This is a genomic window from Helicobacter anatolicus, from assembly GCF_021300615.1.
Lineage (GTDB): Bacteria > Campylobacterota > Campylobacteria > Campylobacterales > Helicobacteraceae > Helicobacter_H > Helicobacter_H anatolicus.
This window is the reverse complement of sequence record NZ_JAJTMY010000004.1, coordinates 158158-178752: the sequence shown is the minus strand read 5'-3', so window position 1 is coordinate 178752 and position 20595 is coordinate 158158. Positions and strand designations below refer to the sequence as shown.

Annotated in this window: 21 protein-coding genes; 9 read left to right on the top strand and 12 right to left on the bottom strand. The window is 32.1% G+C overall.

What is annotated here, in order from left to right; all coding sequences use genetic code 11:
• Positions 1 to 96: 96 nt before the first annotated feature.
• The 3 genes from LW133_RS06600 (at position 97) to LW133_RS06590 (ending at position 2694) form a co-directional block, all read left to right on the top strand.
• A complete protein-coding gene (locus LW133_RS06600; protein WP_233077622.1) occupies positions 97 to 654 on the top strand; it encodes a class I SAM-dependent methyltransferase in 558 nt (185 codons plus the stop codon).
• A 65-nt stretch (positions 655 to 719) separates the two neighbouring features.
• Positions 720 to 2105, top strand: a complete 1386-nt coding sequence (locus tag LW133_RS06595) for an MATE family efflux transporter (protein ID WP_233077621.1) — start codon at positions 720 to 722, stop codon at positions 2103 to 2105.
• A 1-nt stretch (position 2106) separates the two neighbouring features.
• Complete coding sequence (locus LW133_RS06590; protein WP_233077620.1) at positions 2107 to 2694, top strand: hypothetical protein; 588 nt, start codon at positions 2107 to 2109, stop codon at positions 2692 to 2694.
• On the opposite strand, the gene LW133_RS06585 is transcribed toward LW133_RS06590, so the two are convergent.
• Positions 2691 to 3149: a hypothetical protein gene (locus LW133_RS06585; RefSeq protein ID WP_233077619.1), complete on the bottom strand. Its 459-nt coding sequence runs from the start codon at positions 3147 to 3149 to the stop codon at positions 2691 to 2693. The two genes, LW133_RS06590 and LW133_RS06585, sit on opposite strands and share 4 nt — an antisense overlap.
• A 316-nt stretch (positions 3150 to 3465) precedes the next feature.
• Positions 3466 to 4506 carry a cytochrome-c peroxidase gene (locus LW133_RS06580; protein ID WP_233077618.1) on the bottom strand — a complete coding sequence of 347 codons (1041 nt, stop codon included), beginning with the start codon at positions 4504 to 4506 and terminating at the stop codon, positions 3466 to 3468.
• A 359-nt stretch (positions 4507 to 4865) separates the two neighbouring features.
• On the opposite strand from LW133_RS06580, the gene LW133_RS06575 reads away from it, so the two are divergent.
• Positions 4866 to 6251 carry a sodium-dependent transporter gene (locus tag LW133_RS06575; protein ID WP_233077617.1) on the top strand — a complete coding sequence of 462 codons (1386 nt, stop codon included), beginning with the start codon at positions 4866 to 4868 and terminating at the stop codon, positions 6249 to 6251.
• An 11-nt stretch (positions 6252 to 6262) separates the two neighbouring features.
• Positions 6263 to 7372: an alanine dehydrogenase gene (ald, locus tag LW133_RS06570; RefSeq protein ID WP_233077616.1), complete on the top strand. Its 1110-nt coding sequence runs from the start codon at positions 6263 to 6265 to the stop codon at positions 7370 to 7372.
• A gap of 18 nt (positions 7373 to 7390) precedes the next feature.
• Here the strand turns inward: ald and LW133_RS06565 are convergent, their stop codons facing one another.
• Genes LW133_RS06565 through hemH form a run of 4 tightly spaced genes read right to left on the bottom strand, consistent with a single transcriptional unit; the run spans position 7391 to position 13044 of the window.
• The gene (locus LW133_RS06565; protein WP_233077615.1) at positions 7391 to 8773 is read right to left on the bottom strand and encodes a hypothetical protein; all 1383 of its coding nucleotides are present in this window, start codon (positions 8771 to 8773) and stop codon (positions 7391 to 7393) included.
• Positions 8767 to 11511, bottom strand: a complete 2745-nt coding sequence (ccsA, locus tag LW133_RS06560) for a cytochrome c biogenesis protein (protein ID WP_233077614.1) — start codon at positions 11509 to 11511, stop codon at positions 8767 to 8769. The genes LW133_RS06565 and ccsA overlap by 7 nt, the downstream gene beginning before the upstream one ends.
• Before the next feature lie 2 nt (positions 11512 to 11513).
• Positions 11514 to 12116 (bottom strand): thioredoxin fold domain-containing protein, encoded by a 603-nt coding sequence (locus LW133_RS06555; protein ID WP_233077613.1) that lies wholly within the window; start codon positions 12114 to 12116, stop codon positions 11514 to 11516.
• On the bottom strand, positions 12100 to 13044 hold the full coding sequence (gene hemH / locus LW133_RS06550; RefSeq protein ID WP_269843760.1) for a ferrochelatase: 945 nt from the start codon (positions 13042 to 13044) through the stop codon (positions 12100 to 12102). Before hemH ends, LW133_RS06555 begins: the two co-directional genes overlap by 17 nt.
• A gap of 111 nt (positions 13045 to 13155) precedes the next feature.
• On the opposite strand from hemH, the gene LW133_RS06545 reads away from it, so the two are divergent.
• Positions 13156 to 13575 (top strand): hypothetical protein, encoded by a 420-nt coding sequence (locus LW133_RS06545; protein WP_233077611.1) that lies wholly within the window; start codon positions 13156 to 13158, stop codon positions 13573 to 13575.
• Positions 13572 to 14243 (top strand): 16S rRNA (uracil(1498)-N(3))-methyltransferase, encoded by a 672-nt coding sequence (locus LW133_RS06540; RefSeq protein WP_233077610.1) that lies wholly within the window; start codon positions 13572 to 13574, stop codon positions 14241 to 14243. Before LW133_RS06545 ends, LW133_RS06540 begins: the two co-directional genes overlap by 4 nt.
• Here LW133_RS06540 and LW133_RS06535 read toward each other — a convergent pair.
• The 5 genes from LW133_RS06535 to LW133_RS06515 are packed head-to-tail and all read right to left on the bottom strand — an operon-like array spanning position 14229 to position 18880.
• On the bottom strand, positions 14229 to 14735 hold the full coding sequence (locus LW133_RS06535; protein WP_233077609.1) for a DUF2393 family protein: 507 nt from the start codon (positions 14733 to 14735) through the stop codon (positions 14229 to 14231). The genes LW133_RS06540 and LW133_RS06535 overlap by 15 nt on opposite strands.
• Complete coding sequence (gene hisIE / locus LW133_RS06530) at positions 14735 to 15415, bottom strand: bifunctional phosphoribosyl-AMP cyclohydrolase/phosphoribosyl-ATP diphosphatase HisIE (protein ID WP_233077608.1); 681 nt, start codon at positions 15413 to 15415, stop codon at positions 14735 to 14737. The genes LW133_RS06535 and hisIE overlap by 1 nt, the downstream gene beginning before the upstream one ends.
• The gene (locus tag LW133_RS06525; protein ID WP_233077607.1) at positions 15415 to 16488 is read right to left on the bottom strand and encodes a prohibitin family protein; all 1074 of its coding nucleotides are present in this window, start codon (positions 16486 to 16488) and stop codon (positions 15415 to 15417) included. Before LW133_RS06525 ends, hisIE begins: the two co-directional genes overlap by 1 nt.
• A 21-nt stretch (positions 16489 to 16509) precedes the next feature.
• Complete coding sequence (locus LW133_RS06520; RefSeq protein ID WP_233077606.1) at positions 16510 to 17427, bottom strand: branched-chain amino acid transaminase; 918 nt, start codon at positions 17425 to 17427, stop codon at positions 16510 to 16512.
• Positions 17428 to 17443: 16 nt separating this feature from the next.
• A complete protein-coding gene (locus LW133_RS06515) occupies positions 17444 to 18880 on the bottom strand; it encodes a DEAD/DEAH box helicase (protein WP_233077605.1) in 1437 nt (478 codons plus the stop codon).
• A gap of 289 nt (positions 18881 to 19169) precedes the next feature.
• Here LW133_RS06515 and LW133_RS06510 point away from each other — a divergent pair, with 289 nt between their 5' ends.
• Positions 19170 to 19868: a cytochrome c biogenesis protein CcdA gene (locus tag LW133_RS06510; protein WP_233077604.1), complete on the top strand. Its 699-nt coding sequence runs from the start codon at positions 19170 to 19172 to the stop codon at positions 19866 to 19868.
• Positions 19865 to 20065, top strand: coding sequence for a hypothetical protein (locus LW133_RS06505; RefSeq protein ID WP_233077603.1), 201 nt, complete (start codon positions 19865 to 19867; stop codon positions 20063 to 20065). The genes LW133_RS06510 and LW133_RS06505 overlap by 4 nt, the downstream gene beginning before the upstream one ends.
• 3 nt (positions 20066 to 20068) lie before the next feature.
• Here the strand turns inward: LW133_RS06505 and LW133_RS06500 are convergent, their stop codons facing one another.
• Complete coding sequence (locus LW133_RS06500) at positions 20069 to 20533, bottom strand: tRNA (cytidine(34)-2'-O)-methyltransferase (protein WP_233077602.1); 465 nt, start codon at positions 20531 to 20533, stop codon at positions 20069 to 20071.
• Positions 20534 to 20595 lie beyond the last annotated feature (62 nt).

Genomic DNA, 20595 nt, shown 5'->3' with positions numbered 1-20595 from the left:
AAACCAATTTGTTGTTATATTCTCTTTGATTTGAAATATTGCAAAATAAAATAAAATTTGGAATAATTGAATATTTGAACAAGTTTGGAGGTTTTGATGTTGGAAGATAAAATAAAATGGAACACACGATATAAGAGTAATAAGATGCCTAAAAATCCTAGCGATATTTTGGTGAAATTTCAACATCTTTTATCAGGAGGAATAGCATTAGATATTGCCTGTGGAAATGGTAGAAATATAAATTTTTTAGCAGATAGGGGATTTGTATGTGATGGTGTTGATATTTCAGATGAAGCACTAAAATCAATAGTGAATCCTAATATAAATACATATTGTTTGGATTTGGATATTTATGATTTAAAAGAAAATATAAAACAACTCTATGATGTGGTAATAAATTTTTATTTTTTAGATAGAAAAATTTTAAGAATAATACCAGATCTTTTAAAAGATGATGGATTTGTATTTATTGAAACTTTTATAGATGATGAAGAATATAAGGGAAATATAGAAGCAAAAAAAATTTTAGAGCAAGGAGAATTGCAGGAAGTATTTCAGGGGTTTGATATTATCTTAAATGAGGAAAAATGGATTATTAGAGATAGGGGTGAGAGGGCAAAGATTATTTCTTTCATTGCCCAAAATAAACTTTGATTTATTTTTTGTTATAGAATGCTCAATAAATTTAAATGTTATTATAGTAAATGTGAAGGGAAGAAATGAATTGTATTGGTAAAAGATTTCAATGGAGTTTATGGCTGAAATATAAAAAAAATAGCGCATTAAAATCCCGATTAAAAAAAATTATTTCTTTAGCGCTTCCTTCGGGAATTAATTCTTTTTTAGATATTTTTAATATAGCAATTTTGTTATATTTTATGAAATTTTTTGGTGATTTGTATGTTTTGGCAATAGGCGTATCTTTAAATTATTTGATGATTTTTTTTGCTATTCATGCAATTTTTTATATAGGAACAAATGCACAAATTTCGAGGTATTTTGGTGCTAGAGAAAAAGATAAAGTACAAGGGGTTTTTATTAGCGTATGTATTTTTGGATCTTTTGTTGCAATTCCGATAGTGGTTTTTGCGTTTTTCTTTACGGAAACTTTTTTTTATTGGATTGGTATAGGAGATGAAAGTTTACAAATTGCAAAAAAATTTATTAATCTAGCTATTTTTACATTACCAGCAATTACATTAAAAAATATTTTTATTTCCTCATTGGCAGGGATCGGCAATACAATTTTACCACTTTTTGTCCGTATTTTTAGCACACTTTTTGGTTTGTTGCTTTATTATATTTGTATTTTTGGATTGGGAGATTTTTTTGAGGGAAGAGGAATTGTTGGTGCAGCGATGGCAAATTTGTTTGTTGCATATTTAGAAGTGGTAGTATTTATAGTTATTTTGCATTACAAGACAGATTTTTTAAAAAATTTTTATTTTGATAAAAAATATGGATTTAAGGCACTTAGTATAGGGATACCTGCAGGGATTGAGCGATTTTTAACACTGTTTTCTTTAATACTTACAACAAAATTTATTGCACAATATGGGGATTTGGTTTTAACAGGTTCGCAAATAGGGACGCGTATAGAAGCTTTTTCTTTTATGCCTGGTTTTGGTTTTATGGTTGCTGCCATGGTCTTGATGGGGCAGAATTTGGGAGCTAGGAAAATAAAAGTTGCAGCACTTTACATGAGAACTATTTTATGGTTTTCGAGTATAGTACTGGGGGTTTTTGGAATTTTTTTGGCATGCTTTTCAAGAGAATTATCTTCAATTTTTTCTTGTGATAGTGTGGTTTTAGATAGCTCTGTATATTATTTGATTGCTGTGGGTTTATCTCAAGTACCAATGATTTGTGCATTTGTTTTTGATGGTGCTTTGCGTGGAGCTGGTGTGACAAAAATCACTCTAAGTGTAAATACGCTAAGTATTTGGATTTTTAGAATTTTACCAATGGCTTATGTAGTACATGCAGGATTTTCATATATATGGCTTTATATGATTATTTTCATGGAAACATATATTAGGGTGATATTGTTTTGGATAGTGTTTCAAAAAGGTGTGTGGAAAAATGCGGGTAGTGAGGTTTGCTAAGTTGTTAAAATTGATTAATCCGCTAAGCTTGATAGCTGGAGGAGGATTAAAAAAATTAGGCAGAATTTTTATTTTATTTGGTCGCATGGTTAAATCCGCCTTAGTTAGCACGGGCATTGGTGCTTTTTATATTATCTTAGGAGAAGTCTTTGCCTATGTCTATGAAAACTGGGATAGGGTTGTAGAATGGATAGGAATTGGAGTTGATAAAATGATGGGTTTTTTATCTCCATTTTTTAATTTTGTAAAAAAGACTTTTAATGCTATTACTTCACCTATTAGCACTATTTTAGAAAAACTAGGTGTTTTAAGAAAAGAATTAACCTTGCCTTTAGGAGAGATAAAAATCAATCAAAGCACAGCTAAGCTAAATGAAGCAAGTATCAATCAAACACAAAAGCAAGTATTTACACAACCTAGCCTTATTGAACAAGTAAAACAAAGGCAAATGGAGCTAAGAGAAAACCATCATACACAAAAACAAATCATAGATAATAAAACAATACAAATCTATACTAATGCAGGAGCACAAGAAGTGCAAAGAGCTATTAGAAGCAATAGCTACACTTATGCAGATTTAGAGGATTAAGAGAGTATAGAAAAAAACAATCCAATAACGCCAAATAAGCACATTATGGCATATAGAGGTGCTGCAATAATATACAGGCAAATCAGTGGTATTGTTATTAAAGCAAGAATAAGCCCTCCAACAATCTTTAATAAAGGTGCAATAAGCTTAAGAATGTAGAGAGGAAGCTGAATGCAAATACAAATTGCAAGTATTATTGGTATCATTATCAAATTATAGACAAAAACACCAATAAGTTTTAACAAATTGACAAAAGAAAAATTTTTTATATATCTTGCACAACGCTTGGCAGCTATATTTCTAGGAGAGACAATAAAAAACTGATGATAAGAGCCAATCAAAAGATTATAAAAAATAGCCCAACAGCCATTAAACTCTTCTTCCATATTATCAAGTTTTACATAGTTTTTTCTTGCAATGGAGTGATAAATATTTTGTATTTTTTTCTTAAGCATTGCCCTACCTTTTTATCTATCCTTATATGTGGAATATAGCACAAAGATAAAATAAAATCAAGAAATTTTGCTATAAAGAAACGCATGGAAATATTAAAAATTTTTACTGGGGGATGGCTGGAGATGGATTAGGAATAGAATGAAGGGAAAAAGATGGATTCCATAAATTACTGGAGATATTTTGGGGATAGGAATATAAAAACTTCGTAAAATAGGGTGTTACAACGATTATATTTTTACTAAGTGGCTAAAACGATTTGTGAAATATTACAAATATTTAAACTTTCTAGGAGGTTTCCTCCTAGAAAGTTTAAAGTTAGAATACTGGTTTAGGCGTATTAATAGAGTTTATTGGTAAAATTGGATAAATAATTTGTGGTTTTGAACCTGTAAGTGCATTGAGGAATGTTTCAATCTTTTTTACCTCTTTATCATTAATTTCTATGCCAAGCTGAATAACTCCCATTTCCTTGATGGCATCTTTAATATCCCAGAATTGTCCATTGTGAAAATAAGGCATTGTCTCCGCAATATTTCTTAGTGTAGGAACTTTTACCATTCCATTTTTATCTCCTTTGAAGCCGCCGATACTTGCAAATTTATAGGGTTTTACTACACCAAAAGGTTGCATATTTCCACCTAGATTTATATCATTATGACAAGCAGCACAGCCTTTTTCTAGAAATAGATCAAGCCCTTCAACTTCTTCCTTGCTAAGAGCTTTGATGTTTCCTCTTAAAAAATCGTCATAGCGACTTGGTGTTACAAGAGTTGCTTCAAATAGAGCGATTGTATCTGAAATTAGTTTAAAATCAATTTTTACATTATTACCATAAGCTTTTTTAAAATCTCTTACATAATCTGGAATCGAATTAATTTTTTCTACTACTACATTTGGGTTTGCGGCCATTTCAACTGGATTTTGAATAGGACCTTGTGCCTGATTTCCTAAATTATGTGATCTACCATCCCAGAACTGGATATTGTTAAAAATTGAATTATAAACTGTTGGAGAGTTGAGTGCACTTGGATTGGGTTGCCATTTGTTTCCAATAGCAGTAGGAATCAAATCCACGCCACCTAAACCTAAATTATGGCAAGTGTTGCAGGATATAAGATTGGAACTAGAAATTCTTGGATCAAAATAGAGTTTTTTACCAAGCTCAATTTGTTCATCTGTCATAAGTGGCTTGTATCCCACTTCAAGTTCCTGTGCTTTTTTAAGTTGGTATGCTTTTAGTTCTTTGCCTTCTGGTATTGGTTTGAGATTAGATTCTTTTGCCTTTTTTAAGACATCTTGCGGATTAGAAGCATCAAGTGCCAATAAGGCTGCTACAAAAAGTAAAAACTTTTTCATTATCATTCCTTTTGTTTTTAATATAATGTTGAAATCATAGCACTTTTTATAGTATTTTATATTTTTTTTAAAAACTCTATTTTTTTATAAAAATCATTTTTTAGATTTTTTTATCAAAATTTAACCTATAAAAATAAAGAAAATTTTACTTTTTTTTACTGATGTGTTACTTAATGATATAAATATTTATTTTCTACAAAAAATAAAAAAATGGATTTTTTGTAGAAAATGTTACAAAAATACATTGCTTATATAAAAAATAAGATGAGATCAGAAGCAAAAACATTTTTTTTGTTATCATGAAAGGGAATGTTTTAAGGGTAAAAAATTTATATAAAACCTAGAATAAGGAGTTATATTTGAAGAGGCAAACTTGGAGTAATCAGCTTACTTATATTCTTACGGTTGCAGGGGCAACAATAGGTTTTGGAGCAACTTGGAGATTTCCCTATCTTGTTGGAGAACATGGTGGGGGTGCTTATGTTCTAGTTTTTATTGTTGCAATGTTTTTGATTGGAATCCCAATGATTTTGGTGGAAAATGTAATTGGAAGGCGTGCACAGTCTAATAGTATTGATGCTTTTGATGGAAAAAGGTATCAAAAAAATATCTCGTCATTTTGGAAAATTTTTGGCTATATGGGCGCTTTTGGTGCATTTTGTATTATGGCTTATTATATGGTGCTTGGTGGTTGGGTGCTTGCATATATCGTTAATATTTTTAATGGTGCAATTGGTATTTTTGATGGATTAGATCTTTCTAGTCCTGTGAGTAAAGCAATTACTTCAGAGTTTTATACACAAAATATAGAGCACTCTCCTTTAATGATTGGGATTTATACATTTATTTATGTTTTGATTAATTGGGTGATTTTAAGAAAAGGAATTATTGATGGTATTGAGCGATCTGTAAAATTTTTGATGCCATTGTTATTCTTATGTCTTATTGGAATGGTGGTGCGTAACTTGACATTAGACGGTGCTATGGAAGGAGTAAAATTTTATCTTATTCCTGATTTTTCAAAAATTACAGCAGAGTTATTTTTATATGTGTTAGGGCAGGTATTTTTTGCACTTTCTTTGGGATTTGGTGTGATGATTACTCTATCTTCTCATCTTGATAAAAAAGAAAATCTTGTAAAAACTGCGACAATTACAAGTTTTATCAATACTTGTATTGCAGTGATGGCAGGGTTTATGATTTTTCCTTCACTTTTTAGCGTGGGGTTAGCACCTGATTCTGGTCCATCATTGGTATTTAAAACTTTGCCAATTGCTTTTTCACAAATGTATTTTGGAAGTTTTTTTGCAATTGTATTTTTTATTTTATTACTTATTGCTGCTTTGACAACATCTCTTACTATTTATCAAGTGATTATTTGTATTTTGCAAGAAAAATTTAATTTTTCGAAAAATGTTGCAATTAATATTACCCTTTTGGGAATTTTTGTTTTAGGAAATATTCCTTGTATTCTAGCATACGGCCCATGGAGAGACGTCCTCATTTTTGGAAAAAATATTTTTGATGCTTTTGATTTTGTGAGCGGTAATATCTTTTTTGTATTGACTGCATTTGGTTCAAGTCTTTTTGTGGGGTGGATACTTCGTGGAGATGCGGTTAAAGAGCTTAATAACGGCAAATCCGAGGTATCCTGGTTTGCCAATATTTGGTTGTGGTATGTTCGCTATATTATACCCGTGATTATAATCGCTGTGTTTATTAGCGGTTTTATCATAAAAATTTAAAGGAGTAAAAAATGATTATAGGTTGTCCAAAAGAAATTAAGGTACAAGAATATCGCGTCGGGCTTATTCCAGCAAATGTGACAGAATATGTTGAGCATGGTCATAGTGTATATATTCAAGCAGGGGCAGGTGAGGCAATAGGCTTTAGTGATGAGGATTATAAAAATGCCGGTGCAATAATTTGTGATAAAAAAACGTTGTTTGAAAAAAGTGAAATGATTGTCAAAGTGAAAGAGCCTTTGGAAGAAGAATATGAGTATTTTAGAGAAGGACAAATATTATATACTTATTTGCATTTAGCAGCAAACCAAAAACTTACAACAATGCTTTTGGAAAAAAAGATTGCTTCTATTGCTTATGAGACAATAAAAGTTGGAAATACGCTTCCTTGTTTGGCGCCAATGAGTTCCATTGCAGGGAGATTGTCAGTTATACAAGCTGCTAAATATGGAGAAAAAACCTTTGGTGGATCTGGGGTATTGCTTGGTGGTGTAGCAGGCACACAAAAAGGAAAAATTACAATTTTAGGTGGAGGAGGTGTCGGAATTAATGCCGCACAAGTTGCTGTTGGTATTGGTGCAGATGTGACTATTTTAGATATTGATACAAATCGTTTGGCATATATTGATCAAATTTTTGGAATGCGAGTAACTACGCTTTATAGTAATAGGGGCAACTTGCTTTCTTGTTTGAAAAATACAGATGTTCTGATTGGCGCAGTTTTAATACCTGGGGCAAGGGCACCTAAACTTGTTAAAAAAGAAGATTTAAAAGTTATGAAAAAAGGTGCGGTACTTGTGGATGTTGCGATTGATCAAGGAGGATGTTTTGAAACTTCTAGGGCAACGACACATGATGATCCGATTTTTGAAGTAGATGGAGTTATTCATTATTGTGTGGCAAATATGCCAGGAGCGGTGGCAAGAACTTCTACATTAGCATTGACAAATACAACTATATCTTATGGAATCATGCTTGCGAATTTAGGTGTGCGTGAGGCATGTTTGAAAAATACTGCACTTTTAGAAGGGCTTAATACATACAAAGGACATATTACCTTTAAGGAAGTGGGCGAGAGTTTTTCTATGCCGTATGTAGATGCAAGAGAAGCCTTGCAATAAGATATAAGGCGGAGGGGGTTATTTTCTATCTAATCTTAAGATATCATTAAGGTTAAATTTTGTGTGTAAATTATTGATGTTGCCAGATATTTTCATGTTTAGTATGCTGTTTTTTACACGCATTTTTAATAAAGTTTCTAAGAACATTTTTTCAAAATCTAATGTTATTAAACTGGTGGAGAAGCCCAAATTTGTGCTTTGTAAATTCATATCATGAAGTATTGCTTGCTGGTTTTGAATATTGATTTTAAGTGGCATGGGATCAAAAATTTCTTTTTGGATATCAAATTTTGTGTATTGCCTGATGAGATCTAAAAAAGTATTGCGATTAATAGTGAAATGATCAATTTCGCCCTCTAGAGTTCCTTCGTGATCTATAAGTGAATAATTTAGTGTACCTGTGAGATTGGCGTGGATATTTTGTGGAATTTTTGTGAAATATAAAATTTTATTAAGATTATTTTCGCTAAAAATAATAGAGATATGATTTTTATGTAAAAATGCTTGTAACTCCCCTTCAAAACTTGTTGTGTCGAGATCAACATCCCATTGTCGATTTTTTAGATTATAGTTTGCTTGGCCATTGGCTAAAATATGAAAATCTTTTTTAATTTTTGGATTAATGTTTGCAACGCTTGGGAGTTGGAAATTGTAGTGAAAAGATAGTTGGTCTTGCATAAGATTGAGGTTTTTTATGTTGATTGTGTAGATATCAGAGTGTAATACTCCTTGTGCTAAAAGTGTTCCATTTAAAGAAATATCTCCTTTTAATTTTCCATGGAATCGTTTTTTAATAAGGGTATCTAGAAATTGAAAATGAGTTTTTTTTGTAATATAAATATTGGATAAGTCTAGTAAAAAATTTCCCTCATTACCTTTTTGTATTTTGATTAATATGTTAGCTCTTCCATTAAATTGATTTTCTAAATCAAAGAATGGTGGCAATTCTTCTAAAACAAGGTTTTGTGATTTGAAATAAATTTTTGCGAGCTGTAGTTTTTGAATGTTGGCAAAAAAATTGCTTCGAGAGGAAGCAATGTCGCTAAAAATTTTTATGTTAAAGTCTTTGAAATCTCCTGAAATATTACCATCAAGCGTAAATTTTTTTCTAACTGATTTACTCTTTCCTGAGATTTTAAGATTAAAGGTTTGTTGTATAAGATGATGTGATCCTTTTAGGTTGAGATCTAAGAAATTTTTGTAATCAAAATTTGCATCAATACTATTAAAACCAAGATTAAAATCAAGCAGTGTAAGATCTCTAGAGTAGTGGTTTGTGATGTATTTTTGTACTAGAGGTTTGACAAAAAATTTTCCTACCTGTGTGAAAAGTGCAATATAGCATAGCACTGCTATTAAAGCAATAGATAACAACAAGCCAAGAGAAATTTTTTTCAACATATTTTATCTTTTTTTGGAATTGCAAGGATTATTAAAAGAATTGTGATGATAACAAAGATATAAACAAAAGTTGGTATAGGGAATGGATCCCCAGACGCATAGCTGTGCATTCCAGATAGATAATAATTGACGCCAAAATAAGTCATTAAAATTGAGTAAAATCCAATTACGCTAGCGAGTGAAAACACATAACTAATTTGTTTGATTTTCAAAAAGCGTAGATGTAAAATAATTGCATAAACACCAATAGAAATTAATGCCCATGTTTCTTTAGGGTCCCAACTCCAGTATCTTCCCCAAGATTCATTGGCCCATATTCCACCCAAAAAATTTCCTATAGTAAGCATTAGGAGTCCGAGTATCATGGACATTTCATTGAGCGCATAAAGAGAGTTAATGCTCTTTGTTATTTGTGTGAAATGGTAAGTATTTTTTGTAAATTTTTGCAAAACAAAAAGTATTAATGTAATACATCCCATTATAAAACAGAGTCCTAAAAATCCATAGCTTGCTGTAATAATAGAGACATGAATATTTAGCCAATAGGATTTAAGGACAGGAACTAGGGGAGTGATCTGTGGATCCATGAAACCAAGATTTGCAACAAAAAGACTAATGCCTGCTAAAAACATGCTAGATGCTAGAGCGATATTATATTTTCTAAAAAATATTGCACCTGCAATAGCACTAGCCCATGCAATATAAAGCATAGATTCATAAGCATTGCTCCAAGGAGAATGCTCACTAACATACCATCGCAATCCAAGTCCGATTGTATGGGCAATTGTGCATACAAGCAATAGGATATAAAGGGTGTAGTTTAGCCATTTTGGCATTTGTTTATCTTTGAGGATAAAATATATTACAAGAATAAAAAGTAATAATCCCAATAAAATATAAGGAAGAATTAATTTGCTGAAATAATTGGAATGATTGAGAAAAATTTCAGCTTTGATTCTATTTTCCGGGAGATAGAGCTCATTCCCATATTCTTTTTGATAGGTAGTGATTTTTGCAAGCGCAGAATCAAGATTTTTCCATTGATTATTATTTACACCTTGATCAAAAGCTTCAAAAAACTCTTTAAGAAGATTAGAGACTTGATGAGAAGATTCTGGAGATGCTTGCTGGAAAAAGCTTATGGGATCTAGCCAGTTTTGTGTATCAGGAAGAGGGAATATTTTTAAAAAACTGCCGCTAAAAATGCTATAAGTAAGATTTACTCTTTCATCAATTTTTAAAAGATTTTTTTCAAAAGTATTGCGTTTTGAAGGGTTTGTTTGATTGGCTTCTTCGATATGATTATGTAGTTTGTATCCTAAAGAATCTTCAAAAAAATCCGAAAAAGATGCGTGAGTATCTACAGGTTTTAGTCCTAAGATTTTTTTGATTTCTTGATCATTGACTGCTATAATCTTGAGATTTTTCCAAATATTTGGATAGAGCATCATACCTAAAAATATTTGCATGTTATCCATACCTAAAAAACCGTCTTTTTTAGTGATTTTATGTACGATGTTTGTGGCAATTGTGTCAATAGGCTCTATTCTACCTGAATAGTTTTGCAATTGGATTTTTGCAAATTTTTTTGTATGATGTTTTGTAGTGTTTTTAAAATTATTGATAAATTGTGCCATTTGTTCGGGAGTGAGGTTTTGAATATCTTGTGCATGTAGGATAGGTGGGGATGATAATGCAAAAAGCCCTACAAGAAAAAGAACAATTTTTTGTTCTTGTAAAAAATTTGCAAGCTTTCTAAAGCGTCCATTTTTGCTAAAAAGTACCCATATTGCGCCTAAAATCAAGAGTGTGTAACCAAAGTAAGTCATATTTTTTCCTGGATCCTTATTGACAGAGAGAATAGTGCCTCTCTCATCTTGGTCGTATGAAGATTGGTAAAAACGATAGCCTTTGTAATCTAAAACATTGTTCATAAAAATGCGATAAGGCATAACATGTTTGCCTTCTCTATCTAAGACATTGATTTCTGAAGCATAGGAGGATGGGCTCATGGATCCTGGGTAGCGTGTAAGTTCAAATTTTTTAAGTTCTAATGTAAAAGGAAGAGGAATCTGTCTTTTGCCCCAAGAGATTAAGATTCTTGTATCATGAAAATCTGCTTTAGCAAATTTAAGATCCTGTCTTTCACCTCCTAGAAAAAGAAAATCTTGTGTTATGCCTTCATAATGAGCAGAGAGTTTAATACTTAAAGAATCATCTTTTTTACTTGGGGAAATTTTTGTAATGATAAAATGACTTAACTCCAAGGTTTTGTTAAAAATTTTTATTTTGATGGATTTGTTGTATCCTTCTTCTAAGGGAGGGGTTAAAAAATAACTCTCATGTTGATTGTCTTTTATTGCAATAATATTAAGTGTTAGGTTTGATGCTGTAATAAAGTTAGATTTTTCCCCTTCGCGGATATGCATAACTCCTTCAAAACTAAAGAATCTTGTAATTCCCGCTCCAAGGATAATAAAAATAAAAGAGGCATGTAAAAGCAAACTAGCATATTTTTTTTGTTGCCAGTATTGTAAAGAAAAGAGTGTGCAAGTTAGGGCAATTAAAAGGTAGAGGTGTAGAGTATTGAACCACCAAGTTGAGTAAATTTTTAGTTGTGCTACTCTGGTGCCATAATCATTTTCTATGAAGGTTGCAATTGCGCATGCAGTGGCATATATCGCCATTATTGGCAAGATGATCTTAAATGAGCAAAATAGATTTTTTATGCTTTGCATTTTTATTCCTTGTTAAGATAATTTTGTAAAAGCTTCATTCGTTCTTTGCTATTTGTGCTATTTTCCCATTGTCTAGATGTGATAAACTTTAGAATTTTGGAGAAATTGTGTTGTTCGATATATCCAGGAATTTCAAAAATTGTTTTACCATTATTGTCTCCAAAAATTATAGTGGGGGTTACTTGGATTTTATAAATACTATTTGAGAGTTGGGAAGTTTTGATATCTGCTTGATGTATTTCTCCAAGATCAAACAAATGATCTTTATTGTAACTAATATTGATGTAATAAGGGCTAAAGTCTTTTGTGATTTGATTTTGTAATGCTTGCGAATTTTTGATATCTTCTTTGAATTTTTCACAATAAGTGCAATTATTTTTTCCAAAAACTAACATAAGGTATTTTCCATTAGTTCTTATTGTGCTAGTATCTTGAAAAACATGCTCCAAACCCGCATAGCTTTTTTTATCTAGATTTTGTATGGCATCTTTTGTTTCCTGTTGTAGTGCTGTCCCCATGGAAAAAGTTTCAGAATCAATTTTCCCATCATTTTTACATCCAAACAGAAAAAAAAGTAGTATTAGAAAACTAAGAAAAACTTTCATAATTTTGCCTTTTTGTAAGATTTAATATGAGTTCTACAAACAATTCGCTGTCATTAAGACAAGGGCATGCTATAAAATCAAGTACCCCGACTTTTTGTGCAAGTTCTTTATATTCTATATGAATTTCATAGCTTGTTTCAGAGTTGTCAATTGTGAAGCTTAGCGGATAAATAAGCAGTTTTTTATCTCTGCTTTGTTTGATTATGCTTTCTGTGCTTGGGCCAATCCACTGCATTTTACCAATTTTTGATTGGTAAGCTAAGATAATATTTTGAAAAATAATATTTTTTTCTTCAAGGATTTTTTTAATTCCTAACAAACTTTCTTCACATTCTTTTTGATAAGGGTCACCTTTGTCAATTGTGCTTTGTGGCAATGAATGAGCAGAGAGAATTAAGGTATATTCGGAGGGATTTTTATTTGCAATGGCTTGTATGATTTGTTGTGTTATGGTTTGTAGATAAAACACATTGTCAAAATAGCGTTCAGTGAAAGTAATTTTAGGTTTGTAATTTAGCTTTTTTAATGCTTTTTGTACTGCATCAAAAGAAGAGAGTGTGGTGGTAGTGGAATATTGGGGATACATACTAAAAAGATGGATAGATGTTATACCTTTTTGCTGCATTTCTTGTAAGGCATTTTCTGTGTAGGGGGGTGCATAACGCATTGCATAGGAATAAAATCTTTCAGGATCTTTTTTTTGTAGTTTTTGGCATAATAAAAAAGTGAGTTCTACCATGGGAGATTTTCCCCCAATAGCGCGATAATTATTTTTGGCATATTCTAGGCGTTTTCTGATAATATTATAGCCTACAAATTTGCGTATAAGTGCATTTTTTATGGGTAGGATATAAGGATCATTAAACATATTTTTTAAAAAAACTTTCACCTCGCTAAGATGGCTCGGACCACCCATATTTAAAAGCAATACACCTTCTTGAATTGTCTATCCTTTTTGATTTTTTTGCATGATTCTACCATAGTAAAGTAAAATTTATATGCTAGAATAAGCCCTTGTTATGAGTTTTAAGGAGTTTTGATGGAGAGTGATTTGACTTTGAGAACATTAGAAATTTTAAAAAGTTATCATGTATTTTTTCTTTTTATTGTTCCCGTGGTATTTGTGTTAAATTTATTGTATCTTTACACACAAAAAAATTATGCATCTCTTAATAAAAAAATTTGGTTTAGTATGCCTTTGCTATTTTCTTTATATGCAGTGGGATTTGTATTGGGAATTGTAATTTGGGCTATGCTTGGATTTACTTATCAAGGTAAAATTTTATTGATGCTTTTTGTGTGGACTATATTTTTGGTAGGGGAGATTATTCGTAGTAAAAAACTAAAAATAATGCGTTTGTCACAAGAGGGAATGGAGCGATATATTGCAGGATGTAAAATTTTTTACATACTTGCCCTAGCGGTTTATCTAGTAAGTATTGGGGTATTTTTATTATGAGATTTTGCTATCACGATAGATCTGGAGATGTAGAAATTGTAGTTTCTGATAATTTATTTTTACATCTTTATAAAGCAAGGCGCACAAAAATAGATTCTGTGATTTGTTTTCGAAATCTAAGAGATGAGAATCTATATTTCTATAAACACAAAGAAATTGGAAAAAAAAGTGCAATTTTAAGACTTGTAAAATTTGAAAAATCTCAAATAAATTCTAAGCAAGCCCATATTGTATGGGCAATTACAGAAAGTAAAAATATTGAAAAAACTCTCCCGTATCTTAATCAATTGGGCGTTAAAAAACTTACCTTGTTTTTTGCCAATAGAAGTCAAAGGAATGAAAAACTCTCTTTAGAGCGTTTGCATAAAATTTTGATTGCTTCATGTGAGCAGTGTGGGCGTTCACATTTAATGGAAATTGAATTATTAAAAAATACAAAAGAAGTGTTGGAAAAATATCCACTCTGTCAAGTTTTAAATTTTGGTGGTTATGATATTTATGCAGGGGAACGTAGCTTTGCGCATGGGATTATGATTGGGCCAGAAGGTGGTTTTGATAAAGAAGAAGAGGAAATGTTTTTTGATAGAGAAGTTTTTAGTATTTCTGGGGGCATTGTTTTAAAAAGTGAGTGTGCTGCGATACTTGTTGGAAGTTTAGCGGCAATTTAGTGAAAATTTAAAATCTTTTTTAGAAGCGTTATAGGGAAGAATTTTTTCTAAGTGTTTAATAGATTTTTTTTTGATTTTCTCATAAAAAGTATAAGATATTCTAGGAAGAGGATTAAGAAGATCTAAGAGTTTGTTTTTTAATGAGTTTTGTGCTCTTGTGGGCATTATATCAAATTGACATTTTTTGATTTTTAATTTACCCATATTTTTAATGGTGATATCAATTAAAAAAGATTGGCTAAAAACGAGTGGGCGTGAGTGATTTTCTAGAATTTCTAATTTAAAAAGAAAATTTTGCGAAGATAGGGCGATGACAAATGGTGTGGAAAATAGTCCAATAAATGCGCAGAAAAAGCAAAATTTTGATAAAAAACTTTTTTTAAAAAGAAAACCAAGGAGTAAAAAAAGAAGAAAAATCAAAAAGCAGACGCCAAGCGTTGCAAACATTAAAAGGTCTAAATTGTAGATAAATTCTAGCATAATATCGCGCATTAGGATTTCCTGCTATTTTTTTCTTCTATTCCACTAAATGCAAAGCGACGTTTTAATTCTTGCAAAATTGCATCAGGATGGATATTAAAAGAAGCAAGAGCTACGAAAATATGATAAAAAACATCCGCACTTTCATAGATGATTTGCTCCTTGTTTTTATCTTTGATTTCGCAAATAAGTTCCCCAGTTTCCTCAGAGATTTTTTTGCAAATTGTGTTGATTCCTTTTTTATAAAGAGAAGCAGTGTATGAGGTGTCGCTAGAGGTAAACTTTCGTTCTAATAATGTGTGATAGAGCGTGTCAAAAATATTTTCTTCTGGTTTATTTTGAGACTGGAGTGTTGTAGCAGGATTGTTTTCCAATGTTCTAAAAAAACAACTTCTTGATCCACTGTGACAAGCACTTCCTTTTTGATCCACTGTGACAAGCAGACTATCACGATCGCAGTCAAAATTTATCGTAATGATTTTTTGATAATTTCCACTACTTTCCCCTTTCTGCCAGATTCTATTTTTAGTGCGGGAAAAATAATGCATGAGGCCAGTCTCTAAGCTTAGTCTTAGAGCTTCTTGATTAAGAAATCCCAACATTAGAACTTCTTTATTTTGGTAGTCTTGGATAATGGCAGGGATAAGTTCTGACTTACCCCAATCTAGTTGTTTTAAGAGATTTTCTAACATTAGTTGGCACTTGCAGCTTTTTTCTTAGAATCTACCCATAGATTTGGTACAGCACCTCCTGGCATTAGGAAAATTTGGGCATCTTTGTTTTCTTTGAGTGCTTCATTGAATTTGCCCTGTACTTCAATTTCTCTTAGTTTGAGCAATCTATCATTAAGGCTTTCTGCAATAGCTTTATTGGCATTAGCATTTGCTTTTGCTTGTATCATAATAGCATCCGCACTTCCTTGTGCTTTAATACGGTTTGCTTCAGCTTCACCTTTGGCAAGCGCAGCAACTTTTTCAGCCTCTTGTTTAGAGCGATCTACTTCATAGCGCACTCTTTCTGCCTCTTGTCTGGCAATTTGGACTTTTTCGATTTGTTCTTTGATCTTTAGAGGTAATACAATTTCTCGTAACTGCACAGAGCTAAGCATTACAGGATGATTTTCGCGTTTTAAAATATCATCTCTAATGCCCTCTTCAATGAGCTTTGCAATTTCATTACGCTTGGTTGGTAACTCTTCTGCTGGATACCGACCAATTACATTTCGTACAACATCTCTTACAATAGGATTGATAATGATTTGCTCCCAGCTTTGCCCATATGTAGCAAAGGTTAGAGATGCGTTTTGTGCATTAAGTTTATATTGCACTGTAAGTTCTATAGATACGGTAAGACCTCTAGAATCCATTACATTGATTGCTTCATTTTGGTAGATATTATGATTTTTTCCTAAAACCCCCATATTTTCTGTACTAGAGAAGTTAATTACTCTTACTTTTGTATCTACAACAATAATTCTTTGAATTATGGGGATAAAAAATCTAATTCCTGGTTGCAAGGGAACGCTGTCATATTCTCCAGCTGTGACTTTGATTCCTACTTCACCAGAATTGATTACTACAAAAGGCTTGAAGATAATAATTGTTGCAATTATCAAACCAGAAATGGCAAGTAAAATGATATTTTTATTTAGAAAAATATCATTATTGCTAGGTTTTTCTTTTCTTGGGGGCAACATATCTTTTATATCATTGTTATTATTATTTTGGCTTTTTTTCTTAAGGTGTTCATTTAAATCAATTGGCATTTTTACTCCTCTTAATTGAAATTAATGTAAATATGTAAGATAGTGCTCGTATTTTTCGCATTCTCCTCGCACGATTTTGAAGAAATATTCTTGGAGAGATTGTGTAATTTTCCCCCTTTTTCCCGTGCCAATCACTCGAAAATCTAGAGAATTTATCGGGGTGATTTCTGCGGCCGTGCCTGTGAAAAATGCTTCATCAGCAATATAGACTTCATCTCTTGTGATTCGCCTTTGCACTACATCAATATTAAGATCTTTGGCAATTTCCATAACTGTAGCTTGTGTGATTGATTCTAGTGCATTATCACTAGGAGGCGTGATGAGTTTGTTGTCTCGTATGATAAAAATACACTCTCCGCTACCTTCTGCTACAAAGCCGTTATCATCAAGCAATAGTGCTTCATGGAATCCGCATTCTATTGCCTCATATTTCGCAAGTTGGGAATTGAGATAATTTGCACTAATTTTTGCTTTTCCCATGATGGATTTTATGCTGTTACGGACAAAAGAACTTGTTTTGACTTTGATACCTGTTTTTAAAGCATCTTCTCCTAGATACGCCCCCCATTCCCATGCCGCAATCGCAACATTTACCGGAGCCTTTCTAAAATCAATCCCCATAACTCCATAGCCTAAATAAACAAGAGGTCTAATGTATATATCGCCCTTGTATGTATTTGCCTTAAGAAGTTCGATTTGTGCATTTTGTAATTCTGCTTGCGTGTAGGGACAGGAAATTGCAGTGATTTTGCAAGAATTTAAAAGTCTTTTTGTGTGTTCTTGTAAGCGAAAGATTGCTAAGCCCTTTTTGGTTTGATAGGCTCTTATTCCTTCAAATGCGGCATTGCCATAATGTAAGGTATGTGTGAGAACATGAGTAGTTGCATCTGCCCAATTAACAAGTTTGCCATCTTTCCAAATAAATTGCGCTTCTTTCATTTTATCTCCTTGGTATTTAGTGGCGGCCTTTTTTTGCATGACGCACTTTATTACTTCCGCGTTGATTTTTATGGCCTGTATTTTTATGTCTAGAGTTTATTGTAGAATTTTTTTGTGATTTTTTTGTGTTTTTTTCTTTGTGAAATTCTTTTTCTAGGGCAAAAAAATCATTTTTGCTTAAACCAATATTTTTGTTTTGCATCTGGATACTAAGGAGTTTAAGAGCAATTTCAGAGAGGTCAAAATGATTTAATAATGCTTCAAGAGATTCTTGTGCTTCGGGATTAATTTTTATCTCTTTGAGTTTTTGAATAGTTTTTTTTACTTCTCCTTGCTCTTGAGGAATCTCATAAAACTTCAGATCACTTCCTACATCTTTTTGGATTTGTTTGAGAGTGCTGAACTCTGATGGAGTAGCTATAGTAAAGGCTATGCCTTTTTTTCCTGCTCTTCCTGTTCTTCCAATACGATGAACATAGACTTCAGAGCTATGAGGAAGATGATAGTTAAAAACATGACTAATATCACTAATATCAAGCCCACGACTAGCTACATCTGTAGCCACAAGCACTTTAAATCTTTTGTTTTTAAAATTAGTAATTGTTTCTCGTCTTTGGAATTGATGCATATCTCCATGCAAAACACCTGTGCTATAACCTTTGCGCGAAAGTGCAATGTGTAGATTATCTGCTTCTTTTTTAGTGCGTGTAAAAATAATTCCCTTGTAAAGCTCTTTATTTTCAAGGAGTCTAGATAGAGCATCATATTTTTGATCGTCATTGACAAGACAAAAGTGTTGCATAATATTGAGGTTTGTGATATTAGCCGGAGTAATTTTGATTTGTACGGGATTGTGTAGGTTTTTTTGTGCAAGTTTATTGATGGCATCAGGCATTGTTGCAGAAAATAGTAAGGTTTGAATATTATTTGGTAGATATTGAAAAATCTGCTCAATATCAGGTAAAAATCCCATGTCTAACATCTCATCACTCTCATCAAGTACTACAAAGCGAGGTGTAAAATCTTCCAATCTACCATTTTGAAGATAATCAAGCAGTCTTCCTGGTGTGGCAACTATAATTTGAGGATTTTTACGAAAGATCTCAAGTTGTTTTTGCATACTTTGTCCACCAACAATACTAAGAGTTTTAATATTTTTGTATTTTCCTAGTTTAGAAAATTCATCACTAATTTGCATTGCAAGTTCTCTTGTTGGTGTGATAATAAGGGCTTCTGAAATATTTCCTGAGAGCAATTCTATAATAGGTAGAGCAAAAGCAGCGGTTTTTCCTGTGCCTGTTTGTGCTTGCGCAATAATATCTCGACCTTTTAAAACCGCGGGGATTGCTTGTTCTTGAATGGGGCTTGGTGATTGAAATCCTGCTTCTTTAATTCCGCGTAAGAGTGCTTTACTTAGTCCCAGGCTTTCAAAGGTTATTTTATTGTCTTTCATTGGATTGTCCTAAAGTTTTGGTTATGCATCTTTAAGATGCTAAATCATTACACTATCAATCATTCTGGATCTTGAAACTTCTAGGTAGCGACAACTTCAAATTTTTTAAAAACCCAAAACGATAAGAATGTTTTAATGGTCCTGTGATACCCTACAGAGTAATTTTATATGAAGGAATCAAGGAATTGCTAATAACGACGATTTGCAAAAGCAATGTAGTAAATATTATAACTAATTTTTAATTTGTTTATGTTTTAATTATGAAAAAATAAGAGTTGGAGAGTGATATTTGGATCAGTTTTTGGAAGGTATTTTTCATAGCACACCATTTTTTGCCGCATTTTTGGCAGGATTGTTGACATTTTTAAGTCCTTGTGTTTTGCCATTAGCACCTGCATATTTATCTTATATTTCAGGACAAAGCTTGCGGGAATTAAAAAATACAAAAGGTAGTATAGGAATTTTTTTTCAAGCATTGAGCTTTGTATTGGGATTTGGTTTGGTTTTTATGCTTCTTGGTGCAAGTATGGCAAAAATTATTGAGGTGTTTGCACCGCTATGGCTTAAGCAATTTGCAGGAATTGTTGTTGTTTTATTTGGTTTGCATTTTCTAGGTTTGCGTTTTAAGATTTTATATAAGTGCAAAAAATTTGAATGGCAGCAAAAAAGGTTTTCCAAACTTCTTACTCCCTTTATTTTAGGTTTGAGTTTTTCTTTGGGGTGGACACCCTGTATTGGTCCAATTTTTACAAGTATTGTGATTTTAGGTGGAGTACAAGAACAATATGGGTTGTTTTTAATGTTTGGATATACCTTGGGATTAGCAATTCCTTTTTTGGCAGCTGCTTTATTGATACAACAGGTTTCAAGTCTTTTAGATCGTGCAAAAAAATATGTAAATTTTACGGAAAAAATTTCGGGAATATTATTGGTTCTTTTGGGTATTGGGATTTATTTTGGAGCTCTTGATAAGTTTGGAAATTTATGAAAAAGATTTTATTTTTAATGGTTTTTAGTATGGTTTTTGCGCAAGATGCGGAAGAAGAGTGTGAAAAATATCCAACCGAGGAAATCAAGGGAGGATTTTTGCAAAGTTTGCAGCCTATGGGGTGTAAAAATGAACACGAAGAGGAAGAGTTGAAAAATCAAGAAATCGATGTATTGAAAAAGTATCTTGAAAAGTAATTTTTAAAAATTTTTATACAGCTCTGTTTGTCGGATTGCTTCATAGAGTACTGCGCCTACTGAAGTTGCAAGATTGATACTGCGGATATTTTTTTGCATAGGGATTTTGTAAACTTGCTTGGAATATTTTTGTAGAATTTCTGTGTTTAGCCCAGCATCTTCTCGTCCAAAATATAAAAAACATTCATTTTGAAATGGCGCATCGTAGTAATTTTTGTTTGCTTTAGTGCTAAGAAAAAAATGTTGGTGGTTTATGGGGTGGTGTGACCAAAAATCTTGGAGATTTTGCCATTCATAAACTTCTAGATTTTTCCAATAATCCATGCCTGCACGTTTTAGTGCTTTTTCATCAATACAAAATCCTAGTGGGTGGATTAGGTGTAATCTTGCATTTCCAGCGACGCATAACCTTCCTATGTTGCCTGTGTTTTGTGGAATTCTTGGTTCTACTAAGACAATGTTGATCATTTTTTCCCTTCAATGAGGATCGGATTTTTGTGTAATTTTATAAAAAAATAAAGTATTTATCT